The 19,996-nt window shown below is 48.7% G+C and carries 9 protein-coding genes and 1 pseudogene; 4 read left to right on the plus strand and 6 right to left on the minus strand.

Going from position 1 to position 19,996, the window contains the following annotated elements; translation table 11 throughout:
* Positions 1–28 precede the first annotated feature (28 nt).
* From T411_RS0102155 to T411_RS0102165, 3 genes are all read right to left on the minus strand, one after another.
* Positions 29–601: a sugar O-acetyltransferase gene (locus T411_RS0102155; RefSeq protein WP_001292091.1), complete on the minus strand. Its 573-nt coding sequence runs from the start codon at positions 599–601 to the stop codon at positions 29–31.
* 143 nt (positions 602–744) lie between these two features.
* On the minus strand, positions 745–2,058 hold the full coding sequence (paeA, locus tag T411_RS0102160; RefSeq protein ID WP_000007489.1) for a polyamine export protein PaeA: 1,314 nt from the start codon (positions 2,056–2,058) through the stop codon (positions 745–747).
* A gap of 154 nt (positions 2,059–2,212) precedes the next feature.
* Entirely contained in the window at positions 2,213–2,617 is a 405-nt protein-coding gene (locus T411_RS0102165) for an OsmC family protein (RefSeq protein ID WP_001148883.1), read from the minus strand.
* 892 nt (positions 2,618–3,509) lie between these two features.
* On the opposite strand from T411_RS0102165, the gene T411_RS0102170 reads away from it, so the two are divergent.
* The 3 genes from T411_RS0102170 (at position 3,510) to T411_RS0102180 (ending at position 6,705) form a co-directional block, all read left to right on the plus strand.
* Entirely contained in the window at positions 3,510–3,995 is a 486-nt protein-coding gene (locus T411_RS0102170) for a dCMP deaminase family protein (RefSeq protein ID WP_000624159.1), read from the plus strand.
* A 748-nt stretch (positions 3,996–4,743) separates the two neighbouring features.
* Positions 4,744–6,180 (plus strand): glyceraldehyde-3-phosphate dehydrogenase, encoded by a 1,437-nt coding sequence (locus T411_RS0102175; protein ID WP_001912394.1) that lies wholly within the window; start codon positions 4,744–4,746, stop codon positions 6,178–6,180.
* A 300-nt stretch (positions 6,181–6,480) separates the two neighbouring features.
* Positions 6,481–6,705 (plus strand): hypothetical protein, encoded by a 225-nt coding sequence (locus T411_RS0102180; protein ID WP_001079005.1) that lies wholly within the window; start codon positions 6,481–6,483, stop codon positions 6,703–6,705.
* A 48-nt stretch (positions 6,706–6,753) separates the two neighbouring features.
* On the opposite strand, the gene T411_RS0102185 is transcribed toward T411_RS0102180, so the two are convergent.
* Positions 6,754–7,368, minus strand: a complete 615-nt coding sequence (locus T411_RS0102185; RefSeq protein ID WP_000176956.1) for a LysE family translocator — start codon at positions 7,366–7,368, stop codon at positions 6,754–6,756.
* A 185-nt stretch (positions 7,369–7,553) separates the two neighbouring features.
* Between T411_RS0102185 and yjeH the strand changes: the two genes are divergently transcribed.
* Positions 7,554–8,798 (plus strand): L-methionine/branched-chain amino acid transporter, encoded by a 1,245-nt coding sequence (yjeH, locus tag T411_RS0102190; RefSeq protein WP_001912395.1) that lies wholly within the window; start codon positions 7,554–7,556, stop codon positions 8,796–8,798.
* Between the two features lie 42 nt (positions 8,799–8,840).
* Here the strand turns inward: yjeH and T411_RS0102200 are convergent.
* Positions 8,841–9,822, minus strand: a pseudogene (locus T411_RS0102200) (GGDEF domain-containing protein).
* A gap of 130 nt (positions 9,823–9,952) precedes the next feature.
* Positions 9,953–19,744, minus strand: a complete 9,792-nt coding sequence (locus tag T411_RS0102205) for a retention module-containing protein (protein WP_001191816.1) — start codon at positions 19,742–19,744, stop codon at positions 9,953–9,955.
* Positions 19,745–19,996 lie beyond the last annotated feature (252 nt).

Raw genomic sequence — 19,996 nt, forward strand, 5'->3', positions numbered from 1 at the left:
TTGAGGGATAAAACGCCAAGCCGTGCGATCATTCTGCCATTGATTCGGCAGGATCTTTTAGTGAGCGCAAAATACGCGCAGGAGTGCCACCGACTAACGTATCCGGTGGAACATCCTGATTGACCACGGAATTCGCCGCTACGACAGAACGAGCACCAATCGTGACCCCTTGATTAATGACGACATTTCCACCAATCCAGACATCATCTTCAATCACAATCGGTTTGCAGATGGTTTCCCACGCTTGGCGACGACGATAATCTAAAGAGTGCGATGCGGTGTAAAATTGAGTACTCGGGCCGATTAATACGTGATCCCCAATCGTGATGGGTGCACCATCCAACATCACCACGTTCATGTTGATGAAGGTGTGATCGCCAATACGAATGGTTTTGCCAAACTCACAGTGAAAAGGAGGCTGTACGCAACTTTTATGACCGAGATGACCAAACAGCTCACGTTGCAGTGCATAGCGCTCCGCTTCATCAAGACTTTGGTTGATCTCGAGCTTGAGCCTTCCCGCTTGGCTGCGCAGTGCCTCAATTTCCGCGGATGCGCCGTCAAAGTGTTCACCTTTGAGCATTTTTTCTAATTCGCTCATCTTCATTCCCCCGTGATTTATGAACGTCCATTACTCAGCTATCCCCCAACCAGTTGGCGATGCTGCCTCCAGTCGTAAGGGGATCACATGGTTAATCACCTATCAGTAAATGAAAAGTGCAAATAAGAGCAAATCGGTTTCCTCTATTCTTCTTTGACGATAGGTTCGAGAGGTTCAACGCGACTCACCAGAAGCTGATCGACTTTGTAATTATCGATGTCCACCACTTCAAATTTATAGCCGGCATAGACCACTGAATCCGTACGACGCGGGATCTTACGCAGCATATACATCATAAATCCTGCGATCGTTTCGTAGTTTTGTTGCTGAGGAAACTCTTCAATCGCAAAGGAGCGCATCACGTCGGTGATCGGTGTCACCCCGTCTACTAGCCATGAGTTGCCATCACGCGCGACGATTTGCTCTTCCCCTTCGGCAAGCACCCAAGTGCCCATGACTGCGCTTTGTAAGTCGTTGAACGTCACAACGCCTACAACAAGCGCGTATTCGTTCATCACCACCGCAAAATCAACGCGGTTAATTTTGAAGTACTCCAACGCTTCCGAAAGGCTTAACGTATCGGGAATAATCGGACAACCAATGACCACATTGCTCTCTTTGAGATTCATTCCTTGACCATTAATTACTCGAATTAACAAGGCCTTCGAGTCAACGTAACCTTTGATCTGATCCAACTGCCCATCACAGACCAAGAATTTGTTGTGCGGATGCTGAGAAATTTTCTGCTTGATCACTTCCTCACTGTCGCTGAGGTTAAGAAACACCAAACTTTCGCGCGCCGTCATGGCCGATGTCACTGGAATGCTCTGCATTTCAAACACGCTTTCCATCATCTGTTGCTCGCCTTTATCCAGCACGCCCGCTTCTGCGCCAGCATCCATCACGGCATAAATGTCGTCAGAGGTGATCTCATCATTACGCTCGGTCGGTACACTGAGAGCGCGAAACAGCAAGTTCGCCAATCCATTGAAGAACCAAACAAACGGTTTTAACAAAGTAATGCAAATCAGCATGCCTCCCACCAAACTGGTGGCAATTCGCTCTGGCATCGCCATCGCAATCCGCTTAGGCATCAAATCCGCAATCAAAATAAACATACTGGTTACGAGCATAAAGGAGAGCACAAAACTCGCTTGTGACAGGAGATTGGCTGGAATCCATCCTTCCAGCAGCGCTCGGATGTAAGGGGTAAACGCCGATTCCCCCACAATACCGCCCATAATGGCAACCGCATTGAGGCCAATTTGCACCACAGTGAAAAAGTTGCCTGGCCGAGCTTGCAGCTCTAACACCCGCTCGGCACGTTCATCGCCTTCATCGGCCATCTGCCGCAAACGAATTTTGCGCGCCGCAGCCAAAGAAATTTCTGACATAGAAAAGAAACAACTGGCAGCAATCAGCGCCATGATGATCGAGATGTTTTCGAAAAAACTCATAGGTGTACACCCAAAATCAATAAAACCAAACGGCTTAAAACACGAGTAACAGAGAAGATAAGCGAGAGATAAACACCTCTTTATCCGCCTCGTTCAGCATAGACGAACACGAGACGGATAGAGAGGCATACTGCAACGTCAAGCAGGAAAAGGATTACTCGGTGCGGATTTCCCACGAATGAGTCATCTCAACACCTTTCCCGAGCATTAAACATACTGAGCAGTATTTCTCTAGAGAATCAGCGGTGACGCGCGCTACGATCTCTTGATCCAGATCTTCACCACTGACGACAAAATGGATATTGACTTGAGTGAACAGTTTCGGCGCGGTATCACGACGCTCAGCAGACAATTGCGCGGTGCAACCATGGATTTTTTGTCCCGCTTTTTTCATGCCATCCACAACATCGACAGAGCTGCATCCACCTGCGGCCATCAACACCATTTCCATTGGACTTGGAGCACTCGCTCCACCGTTCCCATCCATCACAATCGAATGACCGGAATTAGATAACCCAATAAAACGAAAATCTTCAACCCATTTGACTTGCGCTTGCATAACGGAACCTCACTAAAGTAAATGACCGCCAGTATGTTAGCACAGTGGCATACGGAAAGATGCCAAGAGACAAAAGCGAAGCTAAAAAAGAAAACCCCACTAAGCCTAAGCTTAGTGGGGTTCAGTTCTCACTCGCAGCAATCCCGCTACTAATAGGTGCTCCCTGCATCTATTCCTTGATAGTCTGCTGTGTCCTTCAGCGCAATCCGTTTCATCGCCTTCCTAGCGGTGTCCCTTCCTCTGTCATCCTGACAGAACTCGCTTAGTCCTTTAAGTTGTCCATTAACTCTCCGTTTATAACCATCCTAGTTATTAAGCGTCCAGCTAACGTCCTTTGCTCTCCTTGCCGACCATTCATCCTGAACAATCGAAATCTTCGTCCTGAAGATGACCAATCCTTGGGTCTTTCCTGTTCCGTGTCCGCTTCCTGCTGACGGATTGAATTTACGATATGAGCGTATTTCAGCAAGCGCTGTTGAGCATTTTTATTACTGGCCGATAGGCAATTTCAAACAGAAAACAAAATAAATCAATAACATAAAAACAAAACAAATTTAAAGTCTGCAATCAAAAGCTAAAATCTCTTACATCAGACGTAAGAGATCTCGCACAAGATAAATCCTAAAACAAGAAGGTTCTGCTTTTTCGCCCTTCGCACACTCTGTGATACCGCTCGCAAGAGTTTTCCCACTCATTCAAACCAAGAAAAGCACCGTGTTCACAACAGAGAGATCTCCAAACGACTTTGCCTAGCCAAGACCACAAATGCTTCAAGTAGAGAAAGGCTATAGACTCTTATCACAAAAATCAGGATAGTATCAGCGAGAGTAATGTATTGGGCTTACGTACTCGATGGCTTGACCAATGTCGCGAATGAATGAGGAACAACGACATGATTTCAAAATGGGCGCAACGTTTTTTCCAAATGGCTGAATTAGTTGGCTCGTGGAGTAAAGATCCTTCCACGCAGGTAGGCGCTGTGATCACCAAACAAAACCGGATTGTCTCCGTTGGCTTCAATGGCTACCCACACGGTATCTCTGACAGTGCCAGCACCGATGACCGTGATATGAAGTATTTGAAAACGCTGCACGCAGAAGAGAATGCGATTTTGTTTGCCAAGCGTGATTTGGATGGCTGTGAGATTTACGTCACCCACTTCCCTTGCCCTAATTGCGCGGCCAAAATTATCCAAACTGGGATCTCTGCCGTACATTGCCCTGAGCAATCCGAAGATTTTCTGTCACGCTGGGGCGATAAGATCAAAGTCAGCCAAGACATGTTCTTACAAGCTGGGGTTAAAGTGCATTGGCTACCTTTGGTTGAACTGAAGCACATCAATACGATTGAGCTGCCTTCAGAATCGAGCAATCCATAAACAGAAGCGATATACCCAAACAACTTGGAGTTACAGCCAACACCGCTGCAGCTTCAAGTAGTAAGGGGATAACCAGCAACCATCGTACTTATAAATGGGACACCGCTGTCCCATTTTTGATTTTTGTAGCAGCGCACCGCTTCCACTTTATCCGCTGTTTTTTCTCTCTTATGCGCAGATGACAAAGATCGCCTTCCAGCACTTTATTCTGCCAATTTTCGCGAAGCACTGCACATTGAATTGCAAAACGCAAATCTACTCACTGAAAAAACTTTGAACTTAGTCATTATCGGAACGAAATAAGTCGCCAACTCTGCCAATGTCAACCCTGACTAAACCTTGGTAAATCGACCAAACACTCATCAAAATCACTACTATTACGTGATATATCAATGCATTATTTTTCCTAGCAGAAAAACGATCACAACTTTACAATCGCGCCACATAAAAATAACAACCATCCGCTTGGGTATGCCGAAATCGGATATCCCAAACCACTTGGCGTTGCAGATAAGCAGCAGGTGAGTTCATCACTATGGGGATAGATAAACGGGTATAGATAAACACTATGCTCAGGGTCAATGAATCTAGCCCATGCTGCTGCGGCTTCGAGTAGAAAGCATTATAGGATGGTGCACACTCCCCCTACTTAAGTGTGTATAAAAATAATCTGTATCAACACTCTCTCAAAGCTGTGGCGATGCCCAGCGAGGGAATTAACTCTAACGTGAAAGGTCCCAAGTCAACCATGAGTCCAGAGAACTACTTTCTAGACTGGCAAAAAAGCCAAACCCTTGCAGAAACCCTGTCTCCCTTAATTGGTCAACTCTATCGCCAGAAAGGGGTTGAAGCCGTGTTGTGCGGTAAAACCCTGATTAATGCGACCACGATCGACATCATTAAGACTCACCGTGTCGCTCGGCGCTATTTAAGTGAGCCTTTGGCACTCGATAAGACCTTACCCTTAGTGCAGCAGTTATCGACGCTTGAGTTAGCCCCCTGCCGAATTGATATTGGCCAACTTGCCAGCCAGTATTGGCAGCAACATGACGATGAGCATGGTTTGAATGATTTTCTGCACACCGCATTAGACGCCGCACTACAACCCGCTCAGGCTATTGAGCCCAAAGATGTGGTGCTGTATGGATTTGGCCGAATTGGCCGTCTACTCGCTCGCTTACTGATTGAAAAGAGCGGCGCAGGTTATCCGTTGCGTCTACGGGCGATTGTTGTACGTGGTGGAAAAGAGGGCGATCTTGAAAAACGTGCCAGTCTGCTCCGTCGAGACTCGGTTCATGGTCAATTCAACGGCAGTATTACTATAGATAAAGAGCGTAAAGCGCTGATCGCAAACGGTAACTTCATCAACGTCATTTATGCGAATTCCCCTCAAGATGTCGATTATACCGCTTACGGCATTCATAACGCTTTGGTGGTGGATAACACGGGCGTATGGCGCGACAGCGAAGGCTTAAGCCAGCACCTTGCCTCTCCGGGAGCGAGTAAGGTTCTGCTTACTGCGCCCGGTAAAGGCGATATTAAAAACGTGGTGTTTGGGGTCAATGAATCGGTGATTCAGCCGGAAGACACCATTATTTCAGCGGCAAGTTGCACCACAAACGCGATTACTCCGGTGTTAAAAGCGGTGAATGACCGTTTCGGCATTACTTCTGGACACATCGAAACCGTCCACTCTTTTACCAATGATCAAAACCTGATCGATAACTTCCACAAAGGTGAGCGTCGTGGTCGAGCCGCATCACTCAATATGGTGCTTACTGAGACAGGCGCGGCTAAAGCCGTTGCTAAAGCGCTGCCTGAGTTAACTGGCAAACTGACGGGTAATTCGATTCGCGTACCGACTCCGAATGTGTCGATGGCGATAGCCAATCTCAATTTAGCTCATGCCACGACTAAGCAAGAGCTGAATGCTTACTTGCGAGAAATGGCTACCCATTCTCCACTCTCAGGACAAATTGATTACACCGAGTCGACTGAAATTGTTTCCAGCGATCTGGTGGGTTCACGTTATGCGGGCGTGGTCGATGCCACAGCAACGATTGCACAAGATAGCCGTTGTGTTCTGTATGTTTGGTATGACAATGAATTTGGTTATAGCTGCCAAGTGGTACATTGCATGGAACAGATGATGGGTGTGCGTTACCCGACCTATCCCGCTCAATAAATCACCGTCTCCACAACAGACCCAAACTGCGTGCAGCGAAGCTCGATAGTCTCGTGGCAGGTGGAATGGGTCAAACAATAACAACCATAAGTCGTGCTGCGCTGATCGCTTCGCGATGAGCAACACCGACCTCTCCCTCAAGCTTGCCGCCTCACTGATGTGGGCGGCTTTTTTGTACCGACTCACCCGCTTTAGGTCAGAAATACGTCAAGTTTGTCCTGTTATGGTGAAAATGAACATTGTTCATTTTCGATTAATCTGGTTCAGGGTAAGGTGGCTCTGTTACTTGGAGGAACCATTATGAACCGATTCCTGATCACCTTACTGTCACTGATTACTGGTGTGTTCGCTTTGATCTTTAGTCTGCTGCTCGCGATTCCATTGACTATCGCAGCGTTAATCACAGGCAAACGTTTAGAAAAACAGCTCAAAGCACGCGCGTTTCAATTCAAATCTTCCGCGACTTATCAGCCTCATGCCAATGTGATTGAAGGGGAATGTGAAGAGATCTCGCCACGCCGTTAACAAGATGACGAGAGGGTTTGAGGTCAGCTCAAACCCTAATGAAATGAGTTACACCGTCCACAACACTCGGATCGCTAACGCAATCAGCACCAGGCCAGACAGCCTGTCGATGAGCACGGCACGGGCGCGCAATTTATCGAGTAAACGAGGCGAAGATAAAATCAGAGTAATGAAGCTATACCAAAGACCATCAACCACTAAGGGAGTGATGACAATCGCCGCCTTACTGGTCAAATCCGAGCCTACCGCGACGTATTGACTGAACAACGCGATAAAAAACAGCGCAATCTTAGGACTGAGCAGAGAAATCAGTAGCCCCTCTCTAGCTGATTGCCATACGCTGACCGACTCGCCCGACTCTAACTTAGCCGCGACCCCACCTTTTGAACGCAAAGCGTTCCAGCCCAAGTAGGCAAGATAGGCGGCACCCGCATAGCTAATGGTTTTAAACAGCACAGGAGATTGATGCAGTACGACGGCCAATCCGATCAGGGTAATAAAGGCATACACCCCAATCCCGAACGCATGAGCCCAAGCAGCTGCTAAGCCGTTCTTACGTCCCCCTGCCAAACTGTGTTTAGCCACCATAGCCAAACTCGGCCCCGGCGACATCGCCCCTAAAATACAAATCGTAAATAGCGATAACCACACTGTCAGTGTCATGCAAGCTCCTAAAACCAAAGACTGAGCGAGCAACAATATAAGCAAATGAAGGGAAAATATAGATAAATGAGCGATAAATATCACTTCGAATTTTGATTGAATGATTTTTGAGTGAATGTTTATTCAGTGAAAGACCTTATGGAATGGAGTATGCTAAAGCTCAAATTCTGTGCAGGTGGCGTAAAGTGAATCAACTGAAAAAGGATATTTCTCTGGGAGCAGGAATTGCTCAACTTTCCACGACGTTAATGGGGACCGGGCTGTTTATGGTTCCAGCGATTGCCGCAGGGATCGCCGGTGTATTCTCACTCTGGGCATGGCTGCTGCTGTTTGTTGCGATTTGCCCGATCGCCTTGACCTTTGCGCAATTAGGTAAACGTTACCCCAATGCGGGGGGCACCGCTTACTTTGTACGCCAAGCATTTAATCCACGCCTTGAACGTGCAGTGGCATGGTTGTTTCTCAGCGTTATTCCTGTGGGCGTTCCTGCGGCAGTCACGCTCGCCGCCAGTTTTCTGCAAGCCTTACTCCCAGCGCCTTTGGCTAACCCACTGCTGACCCAAACTCTAACTATATTGCTCTTAGTTGGGGTTAATTTGGCGGGTACTAAGTCATCAGGCCGTTTACAAACCCTCATCGCGTTGGCCATTTTCAGTTTGGTGATTGCTTTTTGGTGGCGTGGTGAAGTAACCACGCAAGATTTGGTCATGCCTGCATTAACACAGGAAGGATGGGTTTCGATCGGAGCCGCGCTGGCAGTCATGTTCTGGTGTTTTGTCGGCATTGAGGCTTTTGCCCATATGGGAGAAGAGTTTCGTAATCCGCAACGCGATTTTCCATTGGCGATTTTGATCGGCAGTTTTGTCGCTGGATTGACCTACTGGGCGTGTTCCGTCGTCGTACTGAAATTTGGTGCCTTTGGCACTCCTCAATTTGATAGTGGCGCGATTCCTTGGCTCAGTGACCAATTGTTTGGCACTCGCTGGGCAATCATGATCAGTGTGATTGGCTTTTTAGCCTGTTTTGCCAGTCTGAACCTTTACACCCAAAGCTTAGCGCGCATGGTGTGGGCACAAGCACGAGAATATCGTCCTGAAAGTGCGATCGCTCGCGTCTCGATTCGGGGGGTTCCTGCACACGCAACGTTACTCGTCGGAGTGGTACTGTTTGCTTCTTGCTTTATTGGCCATTTGACTGGGCTTGATCTCGAATTCTTCCTCAAGCTGGCGAATGGTATCTTTGTCTTGGTTTACTTATTGGCGATGTTAGCCGCATTCAAACTTCTGACGGGGTGGAGTAAACACCTTGCTGGCTTAGCTTTGGTTCTGTGTGCTGGAGTGTTTCTCTGTTTAGGGTGGTCAATGCTATACGCTCTGGGCGTCTTTGTGCTACTGATTCGGCCATGGCAAGCTCGGGTGCAAACAATCTAATGGTGTGGACTGGTAGGTAAGAGTAAGAAGGGAAACACCGCTTTAGAAAAGTTCAACGTCATCAGAAAATGGCCGTTGCGCGCTGGCAATTTTACCGTTCTCACACAGCTGTTCATAGCAGTGCACCTGATTTCGTGCCATGCTCTTTGGCGTAATACAACGCTTTATCGGCATGGTCGAGAATGGTAGGTAAATAGTCACCCGGCCTGAGTGAGCAAAAACCAGCGCTGAAGCTCAGTTCACCGATTCTCGGGAAGTTATGGCGTCGGATCTGTTGACGGAAGCCATCCAACTGTTGCTTGATTTGTGGCTCATTACCGCTTGAAAAAATAATCACGAACTCTTCACCACCAAAGCGAAATAGTTGAGAAGACGGTCCGAAATAGTGCTGCATCTGCTGAGCGAACATAAGCAGAATTTCATCACCAATCATGTGTCCGAAGTGATCATTGATCGCTTTAAAATGGTCAATATCCAACATCGCGATCCAGAGTTTGTGATTCTCTTCTGTCGAGGGATTGATGGCAAAGGTGTGGCGCAATCGGTCTTCTAACGTTCGACGATTGAGTAATCCGGTCAGCTTATCGCGTTCACTCTCATGCAAAATCACCGTGTAATTACGGTAAATTTTCGCAAATCCGTTGATCAACATACGATAAGGTTCAGGATCTTTATTGAGGATTAAGCACAGCTCTGCGGAAAAGTGTTCTTCTATCGGAATCGGGCAAAAGCATTGATATTGGCCATTCACTTGTTGGGAAAACGCCATTTCCGATTGAGAGTGCTGGTAACCATTGTCGGCACATACTTGGTCGTATTGCCACTGGTACTCCTTTTTACCTGCAGCATTTTTGGTAATCATTAAACGTGCCACCATAAGGGTTGAACGTCCAAGATGGTGAAATAAGGTCGCCGTGGAGAGCGGTAACAATTCAGACAAGGTCGCCAAAATACTGTAACTGAGTGCCAGCGAATTTTTCTGCTCAGTAATTTCAATAACCGACTCAAGCACTTTGTCATTCATACGTTTTTCTATCCGAAGGAGAACCGCGTTTTCCCAAGTATAGGAAAGGAAACGGGGAATAGAAAAATCGCGAGAAGAAAAAATCAGCCCCTAGAAGAAGGGGCTGATGATTCAGTCGTAAAATGGAGCGTTAGTCGTGACGCAACAAATTCAGATCTAACAAGGTGCCGATAATGTCCAATGAACTCATTCCCGTGAAATCAATTTGAGTCGCGAGGTTTTCGATCACAATGGTTTGTTGAACCTGATTATCGGTCGTGACTTGCAAGGTGACATCATTATCCACCACCTGCGCGGTCAATTGATTAGACACGCTCAAGTTGTTCAACAGTTGTTCCATGGTTAAGTGGTTACCGAGGTCCTGCACCACATCAATCAGATCAATGCTATCGCCTTCGCTGACATTGAAATCACGGATACGGTCAACTTTATCGTCGACTCCGTCGAGCGTCCATTTGAACATATCTGCGCCCGTGCCACCGACCAAAATGTCAGCACCTAAACCACCGACCAAGACATCGTCACCCGCACCGCCTTGAACAAAGTCATCACCGCTACCGGAGAGCAGCGTCATGCCACTATTGTCCGCCACCAGCAAGCTATCATCGGTTGCACTGCGATGATCCAGCAGTGAGCCATCTGCCGCAATCTCAATCCGATAATCGATGCTGTTTGCGGAAGGTGCGCTGCTACCATCACTCTCGGTAGACAGTGCTGTAAGCGACAAGGTGTGTACTCCCTCCTCCAAACCGACTACTTTGAGACTTTCTAGCGCATCAGGAGAGACTTCCCAGCGACCATTACCTAAATCGGTCACTGAGCCTGCCGTGCTGCTTAAGCTTGCTCCCGCTGGAAGATGATCGACACGCAAACTCAAGGTTTCATGTAAATCCGTTAAGGCCGCAATCGCGCCTAAAAGAGCAATCCCTTGTGCACTCACGCTCTGATTAGCATAAATCTGCTGGGCATAACCGAAGGCAGGATTCATGCTCAAACTTGGCGCGTTAGCCACCGGATTGACCTGAATCGGGTAGGTTTTGCTCTCTTCCAATGCCATACCTGAGGCATTTTCGAAGTAGACGCCCATATCCTGCGCCGTCACGGTGAGATTGATTTGCGTCCCTGCGATAGCCGCTGCATCCACAAATAAGCCGTAAGCGGAGTCACTATGGTTCAGTAGCGCGTTAATCGCCTCTGGGCTGCCTTCGAGGATCACACTGCCATCTAAGGCATAACTGACGGCCACTGAGCTGCCTGCGGGCGCTTGTACACTCAAAATGCCTTCGCTGATACTCAGTGTCACTTTCATCACATCATTCGTGTGTGATCCGGCATAATCCACATCAGACACCGTAATGCCAGTCAGTTTTTGCCCTGACGCTTCATCAATCTGAGCGGTCAAGTGGATGCCATCCACTTCGGGTTTGTCGTTGACAGCCGTAACATCAATCACAAACTGCGCGCTGTTATCGTGCGCGGTTGATGCATCGCCCGCGATTTCGCTCCCCGCATTGCCGTTATCATTCACGTTAAGCGTGACGGCGACCTGACCATAAAAATCCGGTGATGGGACGAATTTCACTAAGCCAGCGCCAATCGCAGCATTGATCTCGGCCACGTTACCTGTGATGGAAAGCGCCCCCGTACCATCGCCCTGAATGGTCAAACCGCTGCTGAGCGATGAGTCGATGATCAGCACGCCGCTATTCACACCGATTTGCAGCGTATAATCCGCATTCGGGTCATCCAACTGGGCATCAATATCGGCCAACGTAAAGCTATCGAGCAGTAGAGGTGTATCTTCTTCCGTCACTTGATCCTGCACGTTAATCAATTCAGGACGATCGTTCACCGCCGTCACATCCACATGCACATCAAACTCTTGCGCACTGCCAAGGTGCTGATCGCCTGCCAATCCGGTATCCACGGACTGCACTTTAAAATGCAGATTGCCATTCCAATTCAGTTGGTTGTTATCGCCGGAATTGAACACCACTTTATCAAGCTGCTGCGCATTGATTTCAAATACCCAAACGCCGCCACCAAGAGGTGTTCCCAAAGTACCATCCGCCAAGCTCAAGGATGCGCCATCCGGCACACCGGAGATCTCAACACGCAAAGTCTCTGGGCTGTTTTCGGTGTAATTCGCCCCACCCGGTAAGCTTGGTGCTTTATCGAGAATTTGCGCACCAAGGCTGATGTCAATCGCTTGACCTTCATTGCCAGCAACATTCGTTATCGGAGCAATATCCACATCATCACCAACAGGCGTTACATTGAGTGTGAACTGCCCTGTGTGTTCAACGGGTTCACCAAGCAATGATTCTTGGGTAAATACTTTGATCCCCAATTGCACTTCGCCACTGAAATCTTTGGCCGGTTTAATCGCCAGTGCGGATAGATCCAAGCTGGTTAAGTTTGGATTGCGGATTTGCACGCTCCACTCGCCGCCGCCGTTATTTTTCACCACATAGTCACTCGACAGTGACTTGACGAGGAAATCGGTCGGCAGTCCAGTAAGAACCAAGGAAACAAATTGTTCCGAGCCATCATTGTCATTCAGGCTGACGTTGAACGCATTGCCTTGATCGGCAAGGGCAATCCAACTGTCTTCATCTCCCGTCACCGAAATCGGACTACCAGAACCAATCGTGATCTCATCCACCACTGGTTTCACTTCAAAGCTCACTTGTGAGGTGAAAGTTTTATCTGCATCGCTGCTGCTCACACCTTGTGAACTGGCGTTGGTTTCATCAAATACGGTGCTGTCAGTGACTTTTCCGGTCACAGTAATTCCCACGGTATTGATGTCGTTACCACTTGGATAGTTCGGCGCTGGTTTGAAGTAAATTTCGCCGAGTGCAGCCGGTAGCTCAGCTTGAGTGAGCGTAATACTGGTTCCCAAACTTTGGCCGTTGGCATCCACGAAGACACCAGAGTTGGTGTCATTCAAAGTCAGTGTCACTTCGGTTAACACTTCTTGGCCTTGCGTACTGCCATTGAGGCTATCCGCCAAGCCAATCGCGAGATTGAGGTGCACAATGCCATCTTCATAGGCGATACCGTCTTGCGTTGGGGTATCGTTCGCCAAATCGGTCGGTTGATGGTTCGCATCCAGTCCCAGTGTCTCTTGCACATTCAGTGTAATGCTTGGGGTCACATGATTATCGAGTGGCTGATCGCCACTGCTGCTGGGTACATCCGCAACCGGAGAGATCGCGACAGGCACTTGCGCCGTCAATGTTTTCTCATCACCCGACTGGGTATCTGTCGTCACAAACGTGATCGGCAGCTTAAAATCCCCCGCAAAATCGCGCGGTGGGATCAGCACCAGTCCTTCCAATCCAGAAATTGAACCATCAGGATTCAGCGTGCCTTTAAATACATATTGACCATCAACAAAGTTGAAATCTTGCCCACCAATCGAGGCTCCAGCAGGCAGATCGCTCGCGTTAATCACAATACTCAGTTCGTCGGCTACCGCATCAAAACCGGTCGCATTGACCATGAGTTTGTCTTGGATCTGTTGCCCCAAGTCCACCGCGTTATCTTCTTTGCCAATCACCAAATCATCGGCATCGCCAACCCAGTTGAGCTGCGCGGCAACGCTGTTATTACCCGTGACCACGGTGGGGAAACTCAAGGTTAACTCTGTGCTCACCTGCTTGGTGATTTTCACTTCACTGCTGTCTTCACCTTGGTCATAGACTTTAGCAGTGATGGTGATCTTGATGTCGTTGAAACCGTTGTTATCCGGGTCGTTATTACTGTTGTACACCAGACCATTAGGCGCTTTGATGCTGAAATCGGCTTCGTTGGTGATTGTCCATGTTCCATCACCGTTGTTGATGGCGCCGGTGATCAGCAGTTGATTCAATAACTCCTGTGGTACGTTGCCAAAGCTGACCACCAGTTGATCCACTAACTCATCGGACTGATAACTGCCTGCGGTGTTGCTATCAAGGTTATCAAAGCGAATCACATTCGCCCCCGCTTGACCGCCACTCGCATCATTGATGGTGAAATCAATCTTGCCATTGGCATCGGCTTGCACGGTTTGGGCTACTCTGCCCGCGTTTTCGACCAAAAGCTGTCCATCCGGCTCAGCGATCGGGTTCACTTTCACGCCAATCGAACCGTGGATCACTTCCTCGGCAATACCTTGGCCCGGATTACCCGCATTCACGTACTCGTGGTCTTGCTCTTTTACGGTAATCGCCGTACTCAAAGTGAAGTCGGTACTGGAGTTGTGCGGAGGGATGACCTGAATGTAGCCCGCCGCGGAAACCTGATTTGAGAAATCGAGATCCGATTGCCCTGCTACAGGTTCAAGTACCAGCACGCCATTAACTAAGGTCACTTCCACATTATTGACGAACACTCGGCTGCCATCTGGGAAGCCAGAGATTTCAACTCGGCTGAAGTACTCTTGCGCATCGGGGTTTTGAATATTCCCCGGCGTGTTTTGTGGTACCCAAGTGACATGAATACGCTCATCTTCATTACCAGACACGGCATTGTGGTAGTTTTCGGTCACATCAATTTTCGGCTCGACCAAAATACGGATCGTCTCTTCCACTTGGCGAACATGACCATCATTTTCAGTCACAATCACCGTTGCCTTGATATCAATATTGGCTGTCGATGATGCCACTGGCTGAACCTGAATACCTGTCACTACCTGAGCGACCGTCAAGTTGGCTTGATAAATCGGCTTATGGTTGCTGTCGTAGCCGGCAAACACCAAATCGACGCTCGTACCGTCACTGTCAAACAGCTTTACACCGTCCGGAATGTTCGAGAGCAGTACCGAAATGGTTTCTGAACTGTCCGTCGGGCTGTCCGCGATTTCACCAGAAATGATGCTGAAGTTGAGATCGACTCGGCTATCTTCACTCACCGTAGTGATCACGCCACTTTGCACACCATCATTGAAGGTTTGCCACTGCGTATTACCATTGAGAAACTCAATCGTAGGGAGATCGGCAACCCCTTTCACCGTGACATTGACGGTTTTGCTGCCTAGCGATTCAATATCCTGCACTTGACCGGTTGATAGGTTAACCGTGTCTTTCACAATCCCTTCGACCACGAATGAGAAATTCTCATTGCTGTGTTTCGTTGGTAGAACCTCAACCTGAGATAGCGCACTCTGCGGGATCTCATAATAAGTTTCGCCATTAGGGTAGGTTCCAACCGTGATCGGACTTGGGCCAGAGCCTAACCACACCAAAGTGGCGCCCGTATCCGTAAAATCGGACAGACGAACGAATAGCGCTTCTGAGCCATCCGCATCGCTTGAGCCAGTCATAGAAATCACTTCACTGAGCAGGAGAGGATCGTGCTCAACACTCGGGTCAACCGCATTTTGATTGGAAGCGTTATCTTCAAAAATCGAAATACGATTAACGGTAAAGCTGCCGCGATCCGCTTCTGGCGCAACATCAATCACAATCTCTTTGGTTTCTGATTGCGCCGTCTGCTTGCCAGCAACGTAATTGGTGGACTCTTTAGTGATGGCCGTGACATCCAGTTTGATTTGGCCTGCGAAGTTATCCGCCGGATCGACCTGAACTTGGGCTATCTTGTTAGCCGGCACTTCATAGTAAGTACCATTAGCATCAGTTTTGGTTGGGATCAGGGAGCCATCGCTGTACACCAAGTTGGCGTTTGCGCCATTTTCAGTAAAACGAATCTGGTAGGTGATCGCTTCAGGATTACTGTTGTCTTGAGTCTCCGCTGCGATGTTGAGGCTAACATGACTGCCATCCTCAACCGCATCATAGTGAAACTCACTGCTGCTCTTCCAAGTCGCAATATCCGCTACGCTTTCAATCTCGATGCGCATGTTGCCGTTGGTGAAATGATCACGCACACCATTGTGCAAAATTTCCACACTCACTGAGGCATTCATGCCTCCATTGCCTGTCGAGTAGTGACGATCCGGCACAAAGTAGAGGTTTTCGACCGTGGCAATAGTGCCATTGATCGATTGTTGCAACAGTGCGGCAGGCAGCACAACATGTCCGCTTGCCGGATCGACATCCAGTTTCACTAGCTGGTTGGCGCTATCCAAATAATAGAAATCGCCACGGATCTGGTTTGGATTCCAAATCGAGACTTCACCTAAGCTTTCCCCTTGGTCTACATCATACAGGTTGACCTGCAAGGCGAGTTTCAGTGCTTCAACCGGTAATCCACCCAAGTTATCTTGCGCATTGCTTTGCTCACCCGCAGGCACCAAGTTCAGCGCCGCATCGTGGCCTTGGTCTTCATAGCCCGTAAATTTCTGCTGAGTAATGGTCGCTTTGTGATCGGAAATCGTAATGTTGAGCTGTTCCGTCGAGGTATCGTGATCGTAATCGGTCGCCGTCACATCCACCGTAAATTTGATGTCGTTTCCATCAGTGTGATCCAACTGTGTAACTGGAGTGAAAGTGGCCGTTCCGTTAGGTTGAATGGTTAACGTACCAAGATCGCGGCTCACACCATTAACGATTTCCACCACAGTGACGGTTTTCGCGGCGCCATTGAGCTCAATATCATTACTCAGCACACTGCCTTCACGGAACTGGATATCACGCCCCGCTTCGTCTACTGCACTAAAGTGAGTAATCACTCCGCGATCTGCACCTTGTGTATCTGGGCTTAAGTTATTGTCACGCGAGAATAGATTCACCGACGATGCCACTGAGCCCTCTTGCAGCGCGATATTTTTATCATGCAGGATCGGTACATCATCGACGATAGTGACAGGCAAGGTGATCGGTGAGGTATCGCCGTCCGCATCTTGCGCCAGTACTGGAATATTCAGCGTTAGCTCATTGGCATTGAGCGGATGATCCACCGCGCCATTTAAAGTAAAGCTGTAGCTGCCATCGGCTCTTAGCACTAGGGTGAAGATCACCACACCATTGGCGATACCTTGATAGGTATAGACTTGACCACTACTGGTTGTAGTTATGCTAGGCGCGCCCCATACCACAGGCTGACCTTGTGAAGTGAGCCCAGTATCGCTACTTGTGCTGGTATCAATCTGATAATGGGCAATGCCATCTGCACCTTGGGTGGTTGTAAATTGACCATTGGCGGTGGTTGATTCTTTGCTTTGATCTGTACCAGTGGCTAAATCATCTTCGTTGACCGACAAGGCTTGCGCACTGATCACCGATGGTTGGTCATCTAATACTGTGACTGGCAGCACTATGCTCGCCGTATCGCCATCAAAGTCGGTGGCAATCACTTTGAAATTCAGTGTCAAGCTATCGCTATTCAGCGCATGCTCAACCGGTGCCGCCAGCGTAAAACTGTAAGTTCCATCGCTATTTAGGGTCAAGGTAAAGACGGTAACTGAGCCTGCCATCGCTGTGTAAGTCAGGTTGCCATTACCATCATCGACAGGCGCTGACAGCGTCACCGCCACGCCATTGGATGTCAGCCCTTGTACTGGATTGACGCTGCTATCGAGCGCAAAACTCGCGACCGTATCTGCCCCTTGCACCAACTGGAATTGACCATTAACGGTCACGGGCTCTTTGTCGGTGTCCGAGCATTGTGGCAAGTCGTTTTCGTGTACGTACAAGCCCTGCACATTGGTGAAGTAAGGCTTGTCGTCATTGATTTTGACGGGCAACACGATGCTGTCGCTATCACCATCAAAATCGGTGGCAATCACTTGGAAATTGAGCGTTAAATCGTTGCTATTGAGCGCATGGTCAACCGGCGCTGCCAGCGTAAAGCTGTAGGTGCCATCGGTATTCAGGGTCAAGGTAAAGACGGTGACTGCGCCCGCCATCGCGGTGTAAGTGAGATTTCCATGACCATCATCGACAGGCGCTGACAGCGTCACCGCCACGCCATTCGACGTCAGGCCTTGCACAGGATTGACGCTGCTATCGAGCGTGAAGCTCGCTACGCGATCCGAGCCCTGCACTAATTCAAACTGACCACTCGCGGTGAGTGGTTCTTTCGTCACATCAGAACCTTGCGGCAGATCGTTTTCATGAACGTTCAAACTGGTGACATTGGTGAAATAGGGTTTGTCATCCTTCACTGTCACTGGCAAGGTTATGCTTGCTGTATCACCATCAAAATCAGTTGCGACTACGGTGAAATTGACCAACAACTCATCGCTGTTGAGCGCGTGATCGAGTGAGCCTTGTAAGGTAAAGCGGTAGCTCCCATCTTGGTTGAGCAGCAGAGTGAATACTGGCTCACCGCCAGCCGTCGCGGTATAGGTGTAATTGCCGTTAGCATCAACCGATTCGCTCAATGTCACCGCGACACCACCTGACGTAATACCTGCTACGGAATCCGTTAGGCTGTCTAAACGATAAGACACCACACCATCTGAGCCTTGAGTGGTAGTAAAATTGCCATCGGCCACCAAACTCGCGCCACCACCGATCGAGCCTGTATCTAAGGTTTGTTTTGCGACGGTAAGCTGCTCGGCTCCGATAATGATCGGTTTATCATCTTGAATTTCGATATTCAAATTACCCGGTGCTGAGCTGTCGTTATCGTAATCTATCGCGACAATTGGCAAGCTAATGGTCAATGCATCACTGCCGGCAGCATGATCCAGAGTGCCTTGTAATACGAACTGGTAACTGCCGTCGGCATTGAGCGTCAGTTGGAAAATATCACGGCCGCCCGCGGTAGCTTGATAAACGCGGTTGCCATCAATCAGAGTTGGCTCACCTAATATGACCGCGTCACCTTGTGAAGTCAGCCCAGCGATAGGATTAGCAGTGCTGGGATCAATTTGATAAGACGCAACCTGATCGGAACCTAACTGAGTATCAAACTGGCCAGACACAGTCAGTGGATCCGCGCCATCCGATCCCGCGGGTAGATCATTTTCATTCAAGCTGAGGGTCGGTTCATCGACCATCACCGGCGCACTACCATCATTGATGGCCACAACCACATCAATCGGAGCTTGGATCACGTTGCCGTTACTGTCGGTTCCCGTCAGTTGGAGTGCAATTGAAATTTGATCACCACTGATAGAGACCAAACCGCCCCCCACCGAAGGCAAGTGGTCAATCGGCTGGCTGAGAGTGGTTGTGATGGTGAGATTAACATCTCGGCCTATCGATTCCGCGCTAATCGCGATACTCAATACCGTGCTACCGTTTTGCTCACCAATAATGCTATTGGTCGCGGCATCATAACGGAAAACTACAGGTTGCCCGGAAGAGGTAATGTCTTGGTTGAGCTCGGCAAGCAGCGAGGTTAAAAAAGCCGCTTCAGGCACAAAAGAGGCTGGCAGCAGCGCGAGGCTACCTGCCGTAATTAAGCTGGTCACCGTAGACGTTTGCGGATAAGTGCCAAGTGACAGCGACCCTTCGGTGACTTGCGTGCTCAGGCTTTCACCACCCGCGGCAAAACGCAGTGGGTTAACCAAAGTTTGAGTTGTCGAAAACGTTTGGTTGTAGCCTTGAGTATCAAAGGCGGTACTGGCAAGCACTTCTAAGAAGTTATAGTCAATGGTAATTGCACCACCGTTAGCCGAGCCACCCGCACCAGCGCCTGCCGCGGCGGCTTCTAATGCGGTGGTTGGGTCGACACCGTCTAAAATCGCCTGCTGAATCGCCGCGATAGCTTGCTCATCAAAATTCGCCGTATCCAATTGCGCTAAATCAAGGTTGATTTGACCTTGAACGGGTGCAGCTTGCACTTCCGGCTGTCCATCTGCTGAGAACTCTGGCAAACACGCCACGCAGTTCTCATCAATCTGCACACCACCTTGTGTTGTTTGCAGTTCGATCGCAGATTGATTGACCGTAATGATAATTTCATCTGGTTGCAGAACATCCCCTGCATTCACAATCCGCGCTTGGCCCTGCGCATTAACAACAACCACATTGCCAGACAAACTTGTGACTGTTACAGGTTGAGTGACGACTTGAGACTGCATACTGCCCCCATTTCTCGCGGTAAATAATTGGTAATAAATTGGCCCCTTTCAATTTGAAACTGCAGCCGTGTTGCTCACAGCAATACCAATAAGAAGGGGATATTTTTATTTGGAATCGTGATTATGATTTTGTAACTAAACTTCCTGCTTAAGTTATAAGCGATGCATAACTAAATAACTACTAACAAGAAAGCTAAATAGCGAAAGTCTCAATTGTGAAATGGCTCGCAAGTACTCTTGCGAATTAATTGT

This window comes from Vibrio cholerae ATCC 14035, assembly GCF_000621645.1.
Classification (GTDB): Bacteria; Pseudomonadota; Gammaproteobacteria; order Enterobacterales; family Vibrionaceae; genus Vibrio; species Vibrio cholerae.